Here is a 15,220-nt window from a genome sequence, read left to right as displayed (position 1 = left end):
GAACAAGACCGCACATTTCCGAACGTGCCCTGCCGCGCGCGGCACCCCATCCTCTGGCCATGGACGGGTTCGGCACTTCCGGTCTGGACGGCGAGAGGGGGGCGGAGGAGCCGCCGCCCTTCGCCTGGACGCGCAGGCTCGCCACGCCGCGGCCGCGGCCGGCGGGGGGGCTTCCCGCCCGCGCGATGCGCCTCGTGGACGCGCTGCGCCGGCATCACGCCCCCACCGCAGACCATTCGCTGCGCGTGGCGACCATCCTCCTCGCCGCCTGGCGGCTCGATCCCGACCGCCGCCTCGACGCCGAGACGGTGGCCGCCGCGGGGCTGCTGCACGATGCGGGGAAGCTGAACCTTCCGCTGGCCATCCTCGACGGCCAGCGGCCCCTGGAGGCGGCCGAGCGCCAGGAGGTGGCGCGCCACCCGCAGGCCGGGGCCTCGCTGCTGCGCGCGCTGGGCTTTCCGGGCGCGGTCTGCGATGCGGCGCTGACCCACCACGAGCGCTGGGACGGCGCGGGCTACCCGCTCGGGCTCGCCGGGACGGAGATCCCCTGGATCGGCCGGCTCACCGCCGTGGCGGACAGTTTCGTGGCGATGATCGAGCCCGGCCGCCGCTACCGGGCCCCGCGCCGGGCGAAGGAGGCGCTGGAGGAGATCGCCCGCTGCTCGGGCCGGCAATTCGACCCGGAGGCCGTGCGGCTGCTGCGGGCGGCCCTCGGCGACCCCTGCGCCGTGCGCGACGCCCCGAGGCCGGAGGATGGCGAGGGCGAGGCGCTGGCCGCGGTGCTCGCGGGCATACCCCGGGCCATCTGGGCATGAGCCCGGCGCGCGAGGCCGTCATGGCCGCCCTGAACACGCAAATCCGCACCCTGCTGGAGGCCGCCGAGACGGCGACGGGCTTGGCCATCGGCCTGTTGTGGCGGGAGGAGGATGGCAGGGCCTGCTGGTGGCGGCCCGGAGGGGCTTCGCCGGCCTGCGGCATGGGGTGGGTCGGGGAGGGGCTGCGCGTGCCGGTGCCGGGCCACAGCGCCGCCCTGCATGCGCTGGGGCCCGCCCGGATGCCGGAGGCGCTGCGCCGTCTGGAGGCGTTCAGCCGGGTTCTGGCCGATGTGCTCGAGGCCGGGCGCGCCGCCCCGGCGCGCGCCGATGCGGCGCCGGCCTGGGCGCCTCCGCCCCCGCGCCCGGCCCGGCATCCCCCTCAGGGAGTTCTCTCCGATGTTCCTCGCTGACCCCGAAGCGGCCATCGAACGCGCCGGGCGCACCGAGCGCACGGCGCGCCTGCTGCTGCTGGATCCCTGCCCCGCCAGCCGCGGGGCGATGCTCTCCCTGCTGGAGCAGGCCGGCTGCGAGGCCCTGCCCGCGGGCGACGCCGCATCCGGCCTCGCGATCCTGGCCGCGGAGGAGGGCGGGCTCGACGCCCTGCTGCTCGGCCTCGGCAGAGAGGGCGGGGAGGGGCTGGAGGCGCTGCGCCGGCTGCGCGCGCCGCAGGCCGGGGGCGCGGGGCTGCCCGTGCTGGCGCTCACGGGATCGGGGACGGCGCTCGAGCGGGCCTGCCTCCTGCGCGAGGGGGTGGAGGGCTGGCTGGCCCCGCCCTTCCGCCCCGAGCGGCTGCGCGAGGCGGTGCGCGAGGTGCTCGAGGCCGGCCGGGCGATCGGCCGGGCGGAGGAACTGCCCGTCTGGGACGAGGCCATCCGCGCCGAGCTGGACGCCCTGCCGGACGAACTGCGCGCCGAGATCCGCGCCGCCTTCGCCCGGGAGCTTCCGGCGCTGCTGCAGCGGCTGGAGGCGGCCTGCCTCGCCGCGGATCACGCCGCGGCGCGCGCGGCGGCCCATGCGCTGGCGGGCTGCGCGGCCTCCTTCGGGGCGAGCCGGCTCTCGGCCCTCGCGCGCGTCGCCGAGCGCGCGGCGGGGCGGCAGGACATCTTCGCCGCCTGCGCGGCGACCCGGCGCATGCGGTCCCTCGCGCTGCCCGGCGAGAGCGGCTGAAACGGGCGGCGGTGTCGCCGCACCCATGATCCGGAAGGCCCCGCCGGCTTGCGTCGCGCGCGCGTCCGGGTCTTTGCTTGACGCAGCCCGGCCGGCGCGAACGCCCCGTCGCGCCCGGCCGATCCCCGCAGGGAGGGCCCGCCGCCCGTGCCGCGCCGCAAGCTGCCGCCGCTCAACGCGCTGCGCGCCTTCGAGGCGGCCGGGCGGCATGTGAGCTTCACCAAGGCCGCGGCCGAGCTCAACGTCACGCATGGGGCGGTCAGCCGGCAGGTGGCGCAGCTCGAGGCCTGGCTCGGCGCCGAGCTCTTCCTGCGCCGGCCCTCCCAGCTCTCCCTGACCCCGGCCGGGCAGGGCTATCTGGCCGAGGTGACGGCGGCGCTCGATCGCCTCGCCCTCGCCTCGCTGCATCTGCGCGAGACGGCCCCTCCCAGCACCCTGCAGGTGAACGCGCCGCCCACCTTCACCATGCGCTGGATGATCCCGCGCCTGTCGGGCTTCCAGCGCGAGCGGCCGGGTGTGGAGGTGCGCATGACCACCGGCCTCGACGCCGTGCGCTTCGAGGCCGGGGGCTATGACGTGGCCATCCGCGGGGCGCAGGCGCCGCTGGCCGGCTGCGTCTCCGTGCCCTTCATGACCGAGCTGATCCTGCCCGTCTGCGATGCGGCGCTGGCGGAACGCGGCCGGCTGCGCAGCCCCGCCGACCTCGCGGGGCAGACGCTGATCAGCTACGCGACCGAGCCCTACCCCTGGGCCGACTGGCTGGCCGCGGCCGGCGTTCCGGGGCTGCGCCCCGCCGGGGCGCTGCGCTTCGAGCAGATGTTCTTCGCCCTGCAGGCCGCGGCCGAGGGGCTGGGCGTGGTGCTGGTGCCGGTCTTCCTCGCGATAGACGACATTCTGGCCGGTCGGCTCTGCGCCCCCTTCGGCGCGCTGGCCGCGCGGCGCCGGCGGTACTGGGCGCACGCCGCGCGCCGCACCCCGCCGGTGGAGGCGCTGGTCGGCTGGCTGCTGCGCGAGGGGCGCGCCACCGAGGCCGCGATGGAGGCCTGGGCGGAGGGCGCACCCGCGCCCGAGGCCCGATAGCGCGGCCTCGCGACGACGGGAAACCCCGCCGGCCGCGTCGTCGCGCGATGGCCGGTTCCAGCCATGCGCGAGCCGGTCTAATCGAGCGTCACGCCGCTGCGGCGCACCACCTCGCCCCAGCGGCGGAACTCCTCGCGCATATAGGCCGCGGCCTCGTCCGGGCTCGCGCTGTAGCGGGGGATGGCGCCGATGGCGAGGAGCCTCCGCTCGATCTCGGGCACGCGCATGGTGCGCTCGATGGCCGCATGGGTCTGCGTCAGCAGCTCGCGCGGGACGCCGGCGGGATAGATCACCATCAGCCAGGTCACGGCGGTGAAGCCCGGGAAGCCCTGTTCCTGGAAGGTGGGCAGATCGGGCAGCCTCTCCAGGCGGCGGCTCGTGCCCGCGGCCAGCGCGCGCAGCCGGCCGGACTGGATGTGCGGGATGGTGGAGGCCGCCGTCTCCAGCGCGAGCTGCACCGTGCCGGTCATCACGTCGGTCACGCCCAGCGCGCTGCCGCGATAGGGCACATGGGTGATGGAGAGCCCGCCCGCCAGGCGCTTGAACTCCTCCATCGCGAGGTGGGAGACGGTGCCGTTGCCGGAGGAGGCGTTGCTCAGCCTGTCCGGGTTGGCGCGGGCGTAGCGGACCAGCTCCTCCAGGTTGCGCACCGGAAGCTGCGGGTTGCAGACCAGCACGAAGGGAAGGTCGGCCATCAGCCCCGCCGCGTCGAAGTCGCGCAAGGTGTCGTAGGCCACGTTGCGGTAGAGGTGCGGGTTGGTCGCCAGCGCCGACATGTGCGCGAGCATCATGGTCGTGCCGTCGGGCGCGGCGCGCGCCACCTGGCCGAGCGCCATGCTGCCGCCCTGGCCGGGCCGGTTGTCCACGATGAAGACGTCGCGCGCGCCTTCCGCCATGCGCTCGGCCCAGAGACGGGCCACGATGTCGGTCGCCTGGCCGGCGGGAAAGCCGACGACGATGCGGATGGTGCGCCCGCCCGCGCCCTGCGCCCGCGCGAGGCGGGGCGCGAGCAGCGCGCCCGCGGAGGCGGCGAGAAGGCCGCGCCGCTCGAGCCTTGTTCCGGACATGTTCCTCTCCCTTTCCGTCATCGCGGCGGGGCCGCTCAATGCGCGGGCCGCTTCATCGCGGCCGCGGTGTTCACAATGGAGTGCAGGCTGCGCGCGTAGTCGGTCGCGCCCTGGTCATCCATGCGCGGGGCGACGCGCAGATACTCCTTGAGGCCGAGGATGGCCGGGCGCGGCCGGCCCAGAAGCGTCGCGCAGAAGCGCTCCGTCTCCTCCATGAGCCGTGCGGCGGGGACCACCTGGCTGACGATGCCGTATTCCAGCGCGCGCTGCGCGCCGATGAACTCCGCGCCATAGGCCATCCAGAGGATGGCGTTGCGGTTCACCCGGTCGTACAGCGCCGACATGACCATGGTCGGCATCACGTTGTGCGTGATCTCGGGGATGTTGAAGCGCGCCGTGTCGGCGGCGAAGGAGACGTCGCAGAGCGCGGCCACCGCGGTGCCGTAGCCCATGGCGCGGCCGGCGATGGCGCCGATCACCGGCACCTGCGCGTTGCGGATGGCGCGGTAGCTGTTGAACACGCCGTCGTATTCGGGCCGGCGCGCATAGGCCTCGGCCGCGGGCGGGCCGGGGACGTCGCGCACGCGCCCGGTGCAGAAATCCGGGCCCGCGGCGGTCAGCAGCACGGCGTCGGAGGTGTCGTGCGCGCGCAGCAGCGCCTCGGCCAGCGCGGCGGCCATGCTGTCGGTGACGCCGCCATCCTCGCGCGCGAAGGTGACGCGCAGCAGCCGGCCGTCCTGCACGATGCGGAGGGCTTCGCTCATTCCTCGGTTCTCCTTCTCCTCAGGCGGTTTCGCGCGCGGGGACGGGCGCGGACTGCGCCGCGCGGGCGGCGCGCAGCGCGCGCCAGATGGCGGCGGGCGTCATGGGCAGCGCATCGAGGGCGGCGCCCAGCGGCGCCAGCGCATCGTTCACCGCGCTCGCGATGGCCGCCGGCCCGCCGAGATAGCCGGCCTCGCCAGAGCCCTTCTGCCCGAACTCCGTCAGCGGCGAGGGCGTGCAGTGGTCCACGATGAGGATGGGCGGAACCTCCTGCGCCGAGGGCAGCAGGTAGTCCATGAAGGAGCCGGAGAGGAGCTGGCCATCGGGCGAATAGGCGAACTTCTCCATCAGCGCCGCGCCGAGCCCGTGCGCGACGCCGCCATAGGTCATGCCGTGCACCACGTCGGGGCTGATCATCACGCCGCAGTCGTGGCCCACCACGTAGCGGTGCAGCGCGACCTTTCCCGTCTCGGGATCGACGCTGGCCAGCACCACATGCGCCTCGAAGGAGTGGCAGGGATACATCTGGATGCGGCCATCGGGGGTGGGCAGCCCGCCGCCGCCGGGCACCTCCCACACGAAGGCCTCCTGCAGCCCGGGCTCCATGCCGGGGGGCAGGTTGTGGAACTCGCGATGCGCGATCTCCACCAGCCGCGCCCAGGAGAGGGCGCGCTCCGGCGCCGCGCGCGGCACGGCCGCGCCGTCGCGCCACTCCAGCGCCTCTTCCGGCAGGTCGAGGTTGTGGGCGGCGATGCGCAGCAGCCTGTCGCGGATGCGCTTGGCGGCGCCCGCGGCCGCGCCGCCCAGCATGATCGCCATGCGGCTGCCCACCGGGCTGTTGGAGGGGAGGGCGGAGAGGGAATCGGCGTGGATCACGCGGATGGAATCGGGATCGCGCTGCAGCACCTCGCCCACCACGGTGGAGACCAGCGTCTCGTGCGCCTGGCCGGAGGAGGAGGTGGCCATGACCGCCGTCACCGCCCCGTTCAGGTCCACCCGGAGCAGGCAGGAATCCATCCAGGTCGTGGTGGTGTTCTTCGGGTTGAACAGCGGCTCGAAGGAGGAGTTGCCGCCCGAGGGTTCGAGGCAGGTGGAGATGCCGATGCCGGCGAGCTTCCCCTCGGCCCGCAGCGCCTCGCGCTGGCGCAGCAGCGCCTCAAAGGGGGCGGCGGCGAGCGCCTTGTCGAGCACCCGCGCGTAGTCGCCCGAATCGTAGAGCGTTCCCGAGGGGATGAGATAGGGGAAGCGCTCGGGCGGGATCAGGTTGCGCCGGCGCACCTCGATGCGGTCGAGGCCGAGCGCGCGCGCGACGCGGTCGAGCCCGGTCTCGATGGCGTAGTTGGTGGGCGCCTGGCCGAAGCCGCGCACCGCCTCCTGCGGCGTCTTGTTGGTCAGCACCGAGATCGCCTCGTAGGCGACGCTGCCGATGGTGTAGGGCCCCACGATGGCGCCGACCGGCTTGCCGAGCTGGAAGGGCGAGCGCCCGGCATAGGCCCCCACATCGTCCAGCGCGCGCATGCGCATGGCGCGGATCACGCCCTGCCCGTCGAAGCCGAGGGTGACGTCGAAGATGCGGTCCGGCCCCTGCATGTCGCCGCCGCGCATGTTCTCGAGCCGGTCCTCGAGGAAGCGGACGGGCCGGCCGAGCCTGCGCGCGAGATGGCCGACGAGGATGGCGTGCTTGAGCCCGCGCTTCACGCCGTAGGAGCCGCCCACATCCACGTCGAAATGCACGCGCACCGCATTGCCCGGCAGGCGCAGGCAGCGCGCCAGAAGGTCGGGGAACTTCGGCATCTGGATGGAGGCCCAGACGTCCAGCAGCCCCGTCGCGTCGTTCCACGAGGCGGTGCAGACGAAGGTCTCGATGGGCACGGTGGCCGAGCGGCTCCAGCGCACGCGGTAGGAGAGGCGGTGCGGCGAGGCCGCCAGATCCTCTTCGACCGGGCCCCAGAGGAACTCGCGCCGGAAGATCGCGTTGGAGCCGTGCGCGGGATGCACGAGAGGCGCCCCGGGCGCGAGGGCGGCCTCGGGGTCCACCACATGCGGGGTGGGCGCGTAGTCCACCTCGACGAGCTCCGCCGCGTCCTCGGCCAGCGCCCGGCTCTCGGCCACCACCGCCGCCACCCATTCGCCGGCGTAGCGGACGACGCCGCGCGCCAGGGGGAAGCGGCGCACCTCGGGCGCGTCCACACCGGGCAGCATGGGCTCGATCTCGGGCTGCAGCTCCTCCCCGGTCAGCACCGCGTGCACGCCGGGCAGGGCCAGGGCGGCCGAGGCGTCGAGGCGCGCGATGCGCGCGCTGGCGTGCGGGCTGGCGACGATGGCGACGTGCAGCAGGCCGGGCAGCGCGATGTCGGCGGCGAAGCGGCCCTGGCCGGTGACGAAGCGGCGGTGCTCCACCGCCCGCCGGCGGCGGCCGATGTAGCGGAAGCGCGGCGCCTCAGCCATGCGCCGCCTCCTGCCCCGAGGCGAGCTTCACCGCGTCCACGATCTGCTGGTAGCCGGTGCAGCGGCAGAGGTTGCCGCCGATGGCCTCGCGGATCTCCTCCTCGCTGGGGCGCGGGTTGCGCGCCAGCAGGTCATGGCAGGCGATGAGCATGCCGGGCGTGCAGTAGCCGCACTGCAGCGCATGCGCCTCGCAGAAGGCGTCCTGCAGACGCGAGAGCGCGCCGCGCGCGGGCGCCAGCCCCTCGACGGTGGTGACCGACATCCCCTCCGCCTGCACGGCGAAGATGCAGCAGGCGCGCACCGGCTCGCCCTCCAGCAGCACGGAGCAGGCGCCGCAGATGCCGTGCTCGCAGCCCGCATGGGTGCCGGTGAGGCCGAGATGCTCGCGCAGCATGTCGAGCAGCGTGGTGCGCGGCTCGACCATGGCGCGGCGCGGCGCGCCGTTCACGGTGATCTCGACGAGGACGGGGGGCGGCGGGGCCGGCATGCGGGTGCTCCCTTTTCTCAGGCCGCGGCGCGGGCCGGCGCGGCGCCGGCCCGCAGCAGGGCGCGGCGCAGCAGAACGGCGGCCAGGTGGCGGCGGTACTCGGCATCGGCGTGGGTGTCGGAGCCTGGCTCGGCGCGCGCCGCCGCCTCCTCCGCCACCTCGCGCGCCAGCGCCTCGGTGATGCGCCGGCCTTCGAGGCGCGCGGCGAGATCGGGGAAGGCGAGCGGCGTGCCCGCCACCCCGCCGAGGCCGAGCGCGGCGCGGCGGCACAGCCCCTCGGCGTCGCGCTGGATCTGGCAGGCGGCCGAGGCCATGGCGAAATCGCCATGACGGATGGCGACCTCCTCGAAGGCGCAGGCCACGCCGGGCCCTTCCCAGACCGGCCACTCGATGGCGGTCAGGCACTCCTCCTCCCCGACCGCTGTGGTCATCGGGGCCAGGAAGAACCCGGCGGCGGGCAGGCGGCGCTCCCCGCCGGCGCGGCTGGCCAGGACGAGCGTGGCGTCCAGCACCGCGGCGGCGAGCGGCAGCTCGGCCGAGGGGTCGGCATGGGCGAGGCTGCCGCCCAGCGTGCCGCGGTTGCGCGTCTGCACATGGCCCACCCAGGCCAGCGCGGCGCGCAGCAGCGGCACGGCGCGGTGCAGCGCCGCATCCTGCTCCGCGTCGCGCTGGCGGGTGGCCGCGCCGATGACGACGCGCCGCGGGCCGATGGCGACGCCCTTCAGCGCGCCCAGGCGGTTGATGTCCACGAGCAGGGCGGGGCGGGCGAGGCGCATCGCCATCATCGGCACGAGGCTCTGCCCGCCGGCGATGGGCTTCGCCTCGCCGCCATGCTCGGCGAGGAGATCGAGCGCGTGATCCAGGCTCTCGGCCCGGACATAGGCGAAGGGCGCCGCCTTCATGCGGCCCGGCGCCTCGGCGCGATGCGTGGCATGGACGCTTTCCTCCCCCAACGGCGAGGCAGGGGAGTAGGCGGCCGAGCGGGCCGCCGCAAACGAGTAATGCTCACGCGGCGTGAGGAAAACTCACGCTGACGGCCGCGCGCCCTGGCTGCGGAAACGCCGGGATGCCCTTGCTTCGGCGCGCCGCCGCTCCTCAGCCGCCCCGCCCGGGCGCCAGCAGCGCGGCCAGCACCTCGGCATGCAGCGAGGGATCCTTGTCGATGTTGAAGTGGTGCACCGCACGCAGCGCGCGCAGATCCACATTGTCCAGCCGGCCGGCGAAGCCGGGCGCGGGCGAGAGCGGCCTGCCCCAGACATCCGCGCCCTGGAAGAAGTTCAGCACCCGCCGCGGCCCGGGCGGGACCGTGCCCGTCCAGACCGGATCGAAGGTGACGACGAGATCGGTCTCCACCCCCTCCGCCCCCAGCGCGCCGGCCAGCGCGAGGGCCGCATCGGCCCCGAGGGAATGGCCGATCGCGGCGAAGGGGCGCAGCAGCCGGCCCGCGCGGTGCTCGGCGAGGCTGCGGTCGGCCAGTTCATCGGCGGCGAGGTGGTTGTGGACCTCGGCGAGGCAGCCCGCGGCGGCCAGGCGCTCGGCCAGATCGTCCATGCCCGTCGAGAGGTTGGCGATGCCCCGCAGCAGCAGCGCATGGCCGCGCGGCGGGCCGGGGGGCGCGGCGACGCGCGCGCCGCAGCCGCCCAGCGCGGCGGCGGCGAGCGGCCCGCCCGCGCGCAGCAGGGCGCGCCGCGTGGGGCGCTCGGGCCAGCGGCCGCGATACGGGCGGCAAGACATGCGGCCCGTCTCAGTGCAGGAAGGGCACCACGCGCCGGGTGCGCGCGGCATAGGCATCCCATCTCTCCCCGAAGCGGCCGCGCATCAGCGCCTCCTCCCGCCCGATGCGGAAGGCGTAGAGCGTGCCGAAGCCGATCAGCCCCGCCGGCCCGGCCAGCCAGTTCTGCAGCAGCAGCGCCTGCGCCAGGGCCCAGAGCCAGAAGGCCGCATACATCGGGTGGCGGATGCGCCGGTACACGCCCGAGGTGATCAGCTCATGCCCCTCGCGCAGCTTGAGCGTGACCGACCAGTTGCGCCCCAGCGTCTTGTGCGTGGCGCGGAACAGCGCCAGCGCGCCAAGGAAGAGCGCCGCCCCGAGCCAGGCCCGCAGCGGCGAGAAGGGCTGGTCCAGCGCCGCGGGAAACCCCGTCGCGACGTAGAGGAAGGGGATCACCCCGAGCCCGGTGAAGGAGACGCAGAGCAGCAGCCGCTCGCGCAGGTCCAGCCCGTCGCGCGCGATGACGTTGCGCTTCACCTTCCGCTCGAAGGGGCGGCGGATGACCCACCACGCCACCATGCAGGCGAGATGCAGCAGCTTCGCGGCGAGCGGCGTCACGCGCGGCGGCCTCCCTCACCCCGCCGGCGCGGGCGCGCGGCCGAGCGCGCCCTCCGCGCCGAGTGCGCGGTCGGGGTCGAGCCCGGAGGAGACGGGCAGCGGCCCGCAGGCGATCATCCCGATGTCGAGGAAATGGCGGCGCCCGTTGCCCATCACGTACTGCCTGTGGATCCGCAGCGGCTGCCAGCAGATGCGTCGCCAGGTGGGCGTGTCAACCATGTCGCGCGGATGCACGCCCCGCAGCCGCGGCCCGCGGCCCGGCAGGCCGAGCGTGGCCACCGGCTCCGCCCGCTCGAAGGAGAGCGCGTCGCGCCGCGAGGCGTGCTCACGCCAGACGAGGCCGGGCGTGGCGGCGAGCTGCGCCACGTCCCGCCGCAGCGCCTCCGCCGCCGGGTGCAGGGCGATCTTCAGCACCGAGGAGCCGAGGCCGATCAGCGCGAAGCGCGGCGCGCCGGGGCGCTCCAGCAGTCCGGGATCGCGGCGCAGCGCCAGCGCCAGCCCCTGCGCGGCGAACACCGCGCCCAGGCTGTGGCCGAGGAGCACCACCTCCTCGCAGCGCCGCTCGCCGATGGCGGCGGCGATCTCCCGGGCCGCGCCCTCCACGGCCGCCTGGAAGCCCGGATGCCGGCCGCGCGCCGCATCCCAGGCGAAGCGCCAGTCGGCGAGCATGACGTCGAGCATGGCCCGCCGCCGCGCCCAGGCGAGGCCGCCGGCCAGCACCGCGCCCCCCGCGATCAGCCCGCCCGCGCCGCCGAGCGCCGCGGCAGTCCCCACCGCCGCGCCGAAGCCGGAGGCGAGCAGCGCCATGGGGTAGAGGGCGAACAGCGCATAGCGCCAATGCACGCGCGCGTAGCGGGCGAGGGTGCCGCTGGCCAGCAGATCGAGCAGCGCCGCCCCGCCGCGCGCCAGCAGCGCCGCCCCGCCGCGATCCAGCTCGGCGCGGATGAGGTGGTCCCAGGCGAGCAGCCGGATCTCGGACTCGCAGCGCCAGTCCGGCCCCTCCGCCCAGGCGGCGAAGCGCGGCGCGGCGCCGGGCGTTTCGCCCTCCCGCAGCGGCCCGCAGCCGGCCGCGAGCGACCACAGCCGCGCCGTGCGCTCGAGCGCGCGCGCGAAGCGGTCGCGGTGCTGGGCGGGTTGCAGCGGCTCGAACCCCGGGGCGTGGAGCAGGAGGCGGCGGCGGATGGGCGGCGGCGGGGCGCTCATGGCGGATGAAGCCGCTGCGGCGGCGAAACGACGCAAGGCTAGCCCCGCGGGGCGGCCCCGTCCATCAGGTCGCGGGGCTCATGCCAGCGGCCGCTGGAAGGCCGTGTCGTGGCGCGCAGCCGCCACGCCGGGCCCCGACGCGGCTTGCCGCGTCGGGTGGCGCAACCCGGCGCGCGATGCGGGCGGCACGGCATGCCGCCCGTATCAGCCGTGGATGAAGACCGGGCAGGGGGCGGCGCGCAGCAGCCGCGCCGTGGCGCTGCCCAGGATCAGGCGCGCGAGCCGCCCCTCCTCCTCCGCGCCCAGCACCAGCAGGCGGGCGGGCAGGCTGCGCGCCTCGGCCAGCAGGATGTCGTGCTCGTCGCCCTCCGCGGCCGCGGCGCTGGCGGCGCAGCCGTGCCGCGCGAGGTAGCCGGCGATGCCGGGGCCCGCGCGGCCTTCCGGGCTGAAGTCGAGCAGCTTCACCTCGCCCGCCCGGCCGAGGCCGAGCAGGGCGAAAAGCTGCACCGTGCGCATCGCCGCCGCCGTCGCGCGGTAGCCGAGCAGCACCGGGCCGGCGGCGTCCGGCGCGAAGCCGGGGGGCACCACCAGCAGCGGGCGCACGCCATCGGCGATCAGCGCCTCGATGCAGGGGGAGAGCCCGTCCTCGCAGGCCTCGCGGCCGAGCGTGCTGTCGCGCCCGATCACGATCAGGTCGTGCCGCGCGCCTTCGGCGAGCAGCGCCTCCTCGGGGGCTTCCTCGCGGCGCACCACCTCGAAGCGCAGATCCTGCCCGGCCGCGCGGGCGGCGGCGAGCACCTGCTCCGCCTCCTGCTCCACGGCTTGCGCGAGCTTCGCGTTGCGGTGGCTGGCGAAGGCGCCGGCGCCGAGCGGCACCGGCTCGGCCAGGTCCCGCGTGTGGGGCGCGTCGAGCACGATGGCGGCGGTCAGCGCCGCGCCGGTCTCCCGCGCCAGGGCGAAGGCGAGGTCGCGCGCCGCGAGCGCGCCGGGCGTGTCGTCGAGCGCGAGGAGGATGGAGCGCAGCATGGCGCGGACGATGCCCGCGTCATGCGCGGCCCGCAACCCAGCCCTGGTTTGACTTCCGCCGCGCGCCTCGCCAGCCTGGAGCCATGGTCGCGGGTCTTCGCAAACACGGGCGGAAAGGCGGGGCGCCGCATGCGCGCCTGCTGTTCAGCGCCCTGCCCCCGGCCCGGATCGCGCCCGATCCAGGCGGGGCGACACGCGGCTGAGCAGGCCGCCTTCGCCCCACCCGCCACCGATCGAGGGGGCATCGCCCGGCGAGCCCGCCGGCCATGCCCGAGAGACCATGTCCGCCACCACCCTCGCGGCGCCGCGCGCGCGCCGCACCTCCTTCGCGCTTTTCCTGGGCGCGGCCACCTGCGCCTTCGCGGGCGTGTGGATGACCACGCCGCTCGCCGCCATCCTGCTGACCGAGCGGGGCGCCTCGCCCGCGCTGGTCGGGCTCTATGCCGCCGTGGTGTGGGGCGCGGCCCTGGCCTCGGCCCCGCTCACCCCCTGGCTCGCCCAGGCGGCGGGGGGGGCCTTCGCGCTGCACCGGCTGGCCGCCGGCATCGGCGTGCTGGGGCTGCTCGGGCTCGGCTTCGGGCCGCCGCTGTGGCTGTGGTTCCTCTGCGGGGCGATGCTGGGCGTCGGCTCCTGCCTGACCTGGACGACGAGCGACGCCATCGCCGCGGCCATGGCGCCGGAGGGGCAGGAGGGCAGGGCGCTCGGCCTCTATCAGACCTTCGTCTCGGCCGCGATCGGCGGCGGGCCGGCCATCCTGCTGCTGACCGGGGTGACGCAGGAGGCCTTCTTCGTCTCGGCGATGATCCTCGCCCTCGGCGTGCTGCTCGGTCTGCCCCTGCGCGACCCGGCGGGCGCCATGCCGCGCCGGATGCGGCTGACGCTGGAGCGCGCGCGGCCGGTGCTGCGGGTGATGGCCGCACCGGCGGGGGCGGCGGCGCTGTGCGGGGCGCTGGAGGCGGCGGCGGGCGCCGTGTTTCCGGTGCAGGGGCTGGCGCTGGGCATGACGGCAGGGGCGGCCGCGGCCATCGTCATCGCCTCGGGCTTCGGCAATGTGCTGGCGCAGTATCCGGCCGGCTGGGCGGCCGACCGGCTGGGCGCGCACCGCGCCCTGCTGGGCTGCGCGCTGGCGGTGGCGGGGGCCTCGCTGCTCTGGCCGCTGCTCGCGCCCGGCATCGGCGTCTGGCCGGTGCTGGCGGTCTGGGGCGGGGCGGCGGGGGCGATCTACACGCTCGGGATGGTCCGGGCCGTGCAGCGCTTCGCCGGGCCGGCGCGGGCGCTGGGCATGGCGGGGCTGAACACCGCCTATCTGCTGGGCGGGGCGGCGGGGGCGCCGGTCGCCGGGCTGCTGCTCGACGGGCTGCCCGGCTTCGGGCTGCCGGTGGCGCTGGCGCTGCTCGCACTCGCGGGCGGGGTGGCGCTGGCGCGCGCCGCGCTGCGCGATCCGCGCTGAGGGAGAACCGGGTTAATACCAGCGGCCGCTGCTATGACAGGCGGGGCGGAACCGCCTAGAGTTTCCGGAAGGAGGAAACGCCCATGCATCGTCGCGCCCTTCTGGGCGGGGCACTCGCCGCCCCCGCCCTCGTGGCCGCCGCCCGCGCCCAGAGCGACTGGCCGAGCCGCAACGTCACCATCATCGTTCCCTTCGCCACGGGCGGGCCATCCGACATCATCGGCCGGCTCACCGCGCAGCACATGCAGCAGGCCTTCGGCCGGCCCTTCGTCGTGGAGAACCGCCCGGGCGCCACGGGCGGCATCGGCGCGCGCCATGTCATCCGCTCCGCGCCCGACGGCTACACGCTGATGCATGCGCCCATCAGCACCTGGGCCATCAACGTCGCGCTGCGGCCGAACCTCGACTACGACCCGGTGCGCCAACTCACCCGCATCATGCAGACGGTGCGCACGCCCAATGTGCTGGTGGTGCACCCGGCCTCGGTGCCGGCGACGGACCTCGCGGGTCTGCTCGCCTGGCTCAGGGCGCCGGGGCGGCAGGCGAGCTACAGCACCTCCGGCGCCGGTTCCTCCGATCATCTCACCATGGAGATGTTCAAGCTGCGCACGGGGACGGACATCACGCACATCCCCTATTCCGGCGGCGGGCCGGCGATGACCAGCGCGGTGGCGGGCACCACGCAGCTCACCTTCCAGAATCTCGGCGCGGTGCTGCCGCACATCCAGGCGGGCCGGCTGCGGCCGCTCATGATCACCAGCGAGGCGCGCGTGCCCATGCTGCCCGACGTGCCGACGGCGGCCGAGGCGGGGCTCGGGGATTTCGTCGTCTATTCCTGGCAGGCCTATGGCGGCCCGCCAGGCATGGCCGAGCCGCTGGTGGAGCGCATCCACGCCGCGCTGACCGCGGCGCTGCGCAGCCCCGGCATCGAGACGCGCCTCGTCGAGCTCGGCTTCGACGTGGTGGCGAGCCGCCCGGCCGAGTTCGCCGCCTTCCAGGAGCGCGAGATCGCCCGCTGGCGCGAGGTGGTGCAGCGCGGCGGCATCACGGTGGACTAGACCATTTTCACATCATCCGTGGATAACCTGAGTGGGCGAAGTAGTTTGCGCACTCTTTCGGTGTGAAGGCTTCGAGGCTCTGGCCGATGGTGTTCCACAAGGCCTCGATGTCCCTGGGCGCGGCGGCGCGGACGAGGTTCTTGAGCTTGGCGAAGACCTGCTCGATGGGGTTCATGTCGGGCGAATAGGGCGGCAGGTGGCGCAGTTCGGCACCGCGCGCCTCGATGGCGGCGCGCACGCCCGGTGACTTGTGGCATCGCAGATTGTCGCAGATCACTATGTCGCCGGGCGCAAGCGCGGGCGCTAGGTGCTGCTCGACATAGGCCCG

Annotated in this window: 16 protein-coding genes; 6 read left to right on the top strand and 10 right to left on the bottom strand. The window is 75.4% G+C overall.

What is annotated here, in order from left to right:
- Positions 1 to 59 precede the first annotated feature (59 nt).
- The 4 genes from H596_RS22930 (at position 60) to H596_RS21145 (ending at position 3,062) form a co-directional block, all read left to right on the top strand.
- On the top strand, positions 60 to 815 hold the full coding sequence (locus H596_RS22930) for an HD-GYP domain-containing protein (protein ID WP_051212823.1): 756 nt from the start codon (positions 60 to 62) through the stop codon (positions 813 to 815).
- Positions 812 to 1,225: a hypothetical protein gene (locus H596_RS24145; RefSeq protein WP_027284953.1), complete on the top strand. Its 414-nt coding sequence runs from the start codon at positions 812 to 814 to the stop codon at positions 1,223 to 1,225. The genes H596_RS22930 and H596_RS24145 overlap by 4 nt, the downstream gene beginning before the upstream one ends.
- The gene (locus H596_RS0111085; protein WP_027284952.1) at positions 1,212 to 1,982 is read left to right on the top strand and encodes a response regulator; all 771 of its coding nucleotides are present in this window, start codon (positions 1,212 to 1,214) and stop codon (positions 1,980 to 1,982) included. Before H596_RS24145 ends, H596_RS0111085 begins: the two co-directional genes overlap by 14 nt.
- Before the next feature lie 147 nt (positions 1,983 to 2,129).
- Positions 2,130 to 3,062, top strand: coding sequence for a LysR substrate-binding domain-containing protein (locus tag H596_RS21145; RefSeq protein ID WP_051212821.1), 933 nt, complete (start codon positions 2,130 to 2,132; stop codon positions 3,060 to 3,062).
- A gap of 77 nt (positions 3,063 to 3,139) precedes the next feature.
- Here H596_RS21145 and H596_RS0111075 read toward each other — a convergent pair whose 3' ends face one another.
- The 9 genes from H596_RS0111075 to H596_RS0111035 form a co-directional block, all read right to left on the bottom strand.
- Positions 3,140 to 4,129 (bottom strand): Bug family tripartite tricarboxylate transporter substrate binding protein, encoded by a 990-nt coding sequence (locus tag H596_RS0111075; RefSeq protein ID WP_051212819.1) that lies wholly within the window; start codon positions 4,127 to 4,129, stop codon positions 3,140 to 3,142.
- A 35-nt stretch (positions 4,130 to 4,164) separates the two neighbouring features.
- Positions 4,165 to 4,893 carry an enoyl-CoA hydratase/isomerase family protein gene (locus H596_RS21140; protein WP_051212816.1) on the bottom strand — a complete coding sequence of 243 codons (729 nt, stop codon included), beginning with the start codon at positions 4,891 to 4,893 and terminating at the stop codon, positions 4,165 to 4,167.
- A gap of 19 nt (positions 4,894 to 4,912) precedes the next feature.
- On the bottom strand, positions 4,913 to 7,339 hold the full coding sequence (locus tag H596_RS21135) for a xanthine dehydrogenase family protein molybdopterin-binding subunit (RefSeq protein ID WP_051212815.1): 2,427 nt from the start codon (positions 7,337 to 7,339) through the stop codon (positions 4,913 to 4,915).
- On the bottom strand, positions 7,332 to 7,826 hold the full coding sequence (locus tag H596_RS0111060; protein ID WP_027284950.1) for a (2Fe-2S)-binding protein: 495 nt from the start codon (positions 7,824 to 7,826) through the stop codon (positions 7,332 to 7,334). The genes H596_RS21135 and H596_RS0111060 overlap by 8 nt, the downstream gene beginning before the upstream one ends.
- A gap of 17 nt (positions 7,827 to 7,843) precedes the next feature.
- Positions 7,844 to 8,728 carry an FAD binding domain-containing protein gene (locus H596_RS0111055; RefSeq protein WP_027284949.1) on the bottom strand — a complete coding sequence of 295 codons (885 nt, stop codon included), beginning with the start codon at positions 8,726 to 8,728 and terminating at the stop codon, positions 7,844 to 7,846.
- 193 nt (positions 8,729 to 8,921) lie between these two features.
- Entirely contained in the window at positions 8,922 to 9,560 is a 639-nt protein-coding gene (locus H596_RS21130; RefSeq protein ID WP_051212813.1) for a hypothetical protein, read from the bottom strand.
- A gap of 10 nt (positions 9,561 to 9,570) precedes the next feature.
- Complete coding sequence (locus tag H596_RS0111045) at positions 9,571 to 10,155, bottom strand: protein-S-isoprenylcysteine O-methyltransferase (protein WP_027284948.1); 585 nt, start codon at positions 10,153 to 10,155, stop codon at positions 9,571 to 9,573.
- A 15-nt stretch (positions 10,156 to 10,170) separates the two neighbouring features.
- On the bottom strand, positions 10,171 to 11,358 hold the full coding sequence (locus tag H596_RS0111040; RefSeq protein ID WP_027284947.1) for a hypothetical protein: 1,188 nt from the start codon (positions 11,356 to 11,358) through the stop codon (positions 10,171 to 10,173).
- Positions 11,359 to 11,562: 204 nt separating this feature from the next.
- Complete coding sequence (locus H596_RS0111035) at positions 11,563 to 12,384, bottom strand: universal stress protein (protein WP_027284946.1); 822 nt, start codon at positions 12,382 to 12,384, stop codon at positions 11,563 to 11,565.
- Positions 12,385 to 12,664: 280 nt separating this feature from the next.
- On the opposite strand from H596_RS0111035, the gene H596_RS0111030 reads away from it, so the two are divergent.
- Both H596_RS0111030 and H596_RS0111025 read left to right on the top strand, forming a co-directional pair.
- Positions 12,665 to 13,834 (top strand): MFS transporter, encoded by a 1,170-nt coding sequence (locus H596_RS0111030; protein ID WP_027284945.1) that lies wholly within the window; start codon positions 12,665 to 12,667, stop codon positions 13,832 to 13,834.
- Positions 13,835 to 13,917: 83 nt separating this feature from the next.
- A complete protein-coding gene (locus H596_RS0111025; protein WP_027284944.1) occupies positions 13,918 to 14,892 on the top strand; it encodes a Bug family tripartite tricarboxylate transporter substrate binding protein in 975 nt (324 codons plus the stop codon).
- A gap of 7 nt (positions 14,893 to 14,899) precedes the next feature.
- On the opposite strand, the gene H596_RS0111020 is transcribed toward H596_RS0111025, so the two are convergent.
- On the bottom strand, positions 14,900 to 15,220 hold a 321-nt coding region (locus tag H596_RS0111020; protein ID WP_027284943.1), incomplete at its 5' end, for a transposase.

The organism is Rubritepida flocculans DSM 14296 (assembly GCF_000425365.1).
GTDB lineage: Bacteria > Pseudomonadota > Alphaproteobacteria > Acetobacterales > Acetobacteraceae > Roseococcus > Roseococcus flocculans.
The sequence above is the reverse complement of the archived record's forward strand: the minus strand, read 5'-3'. Positions and strand labels throughout refer to the sequence as shown.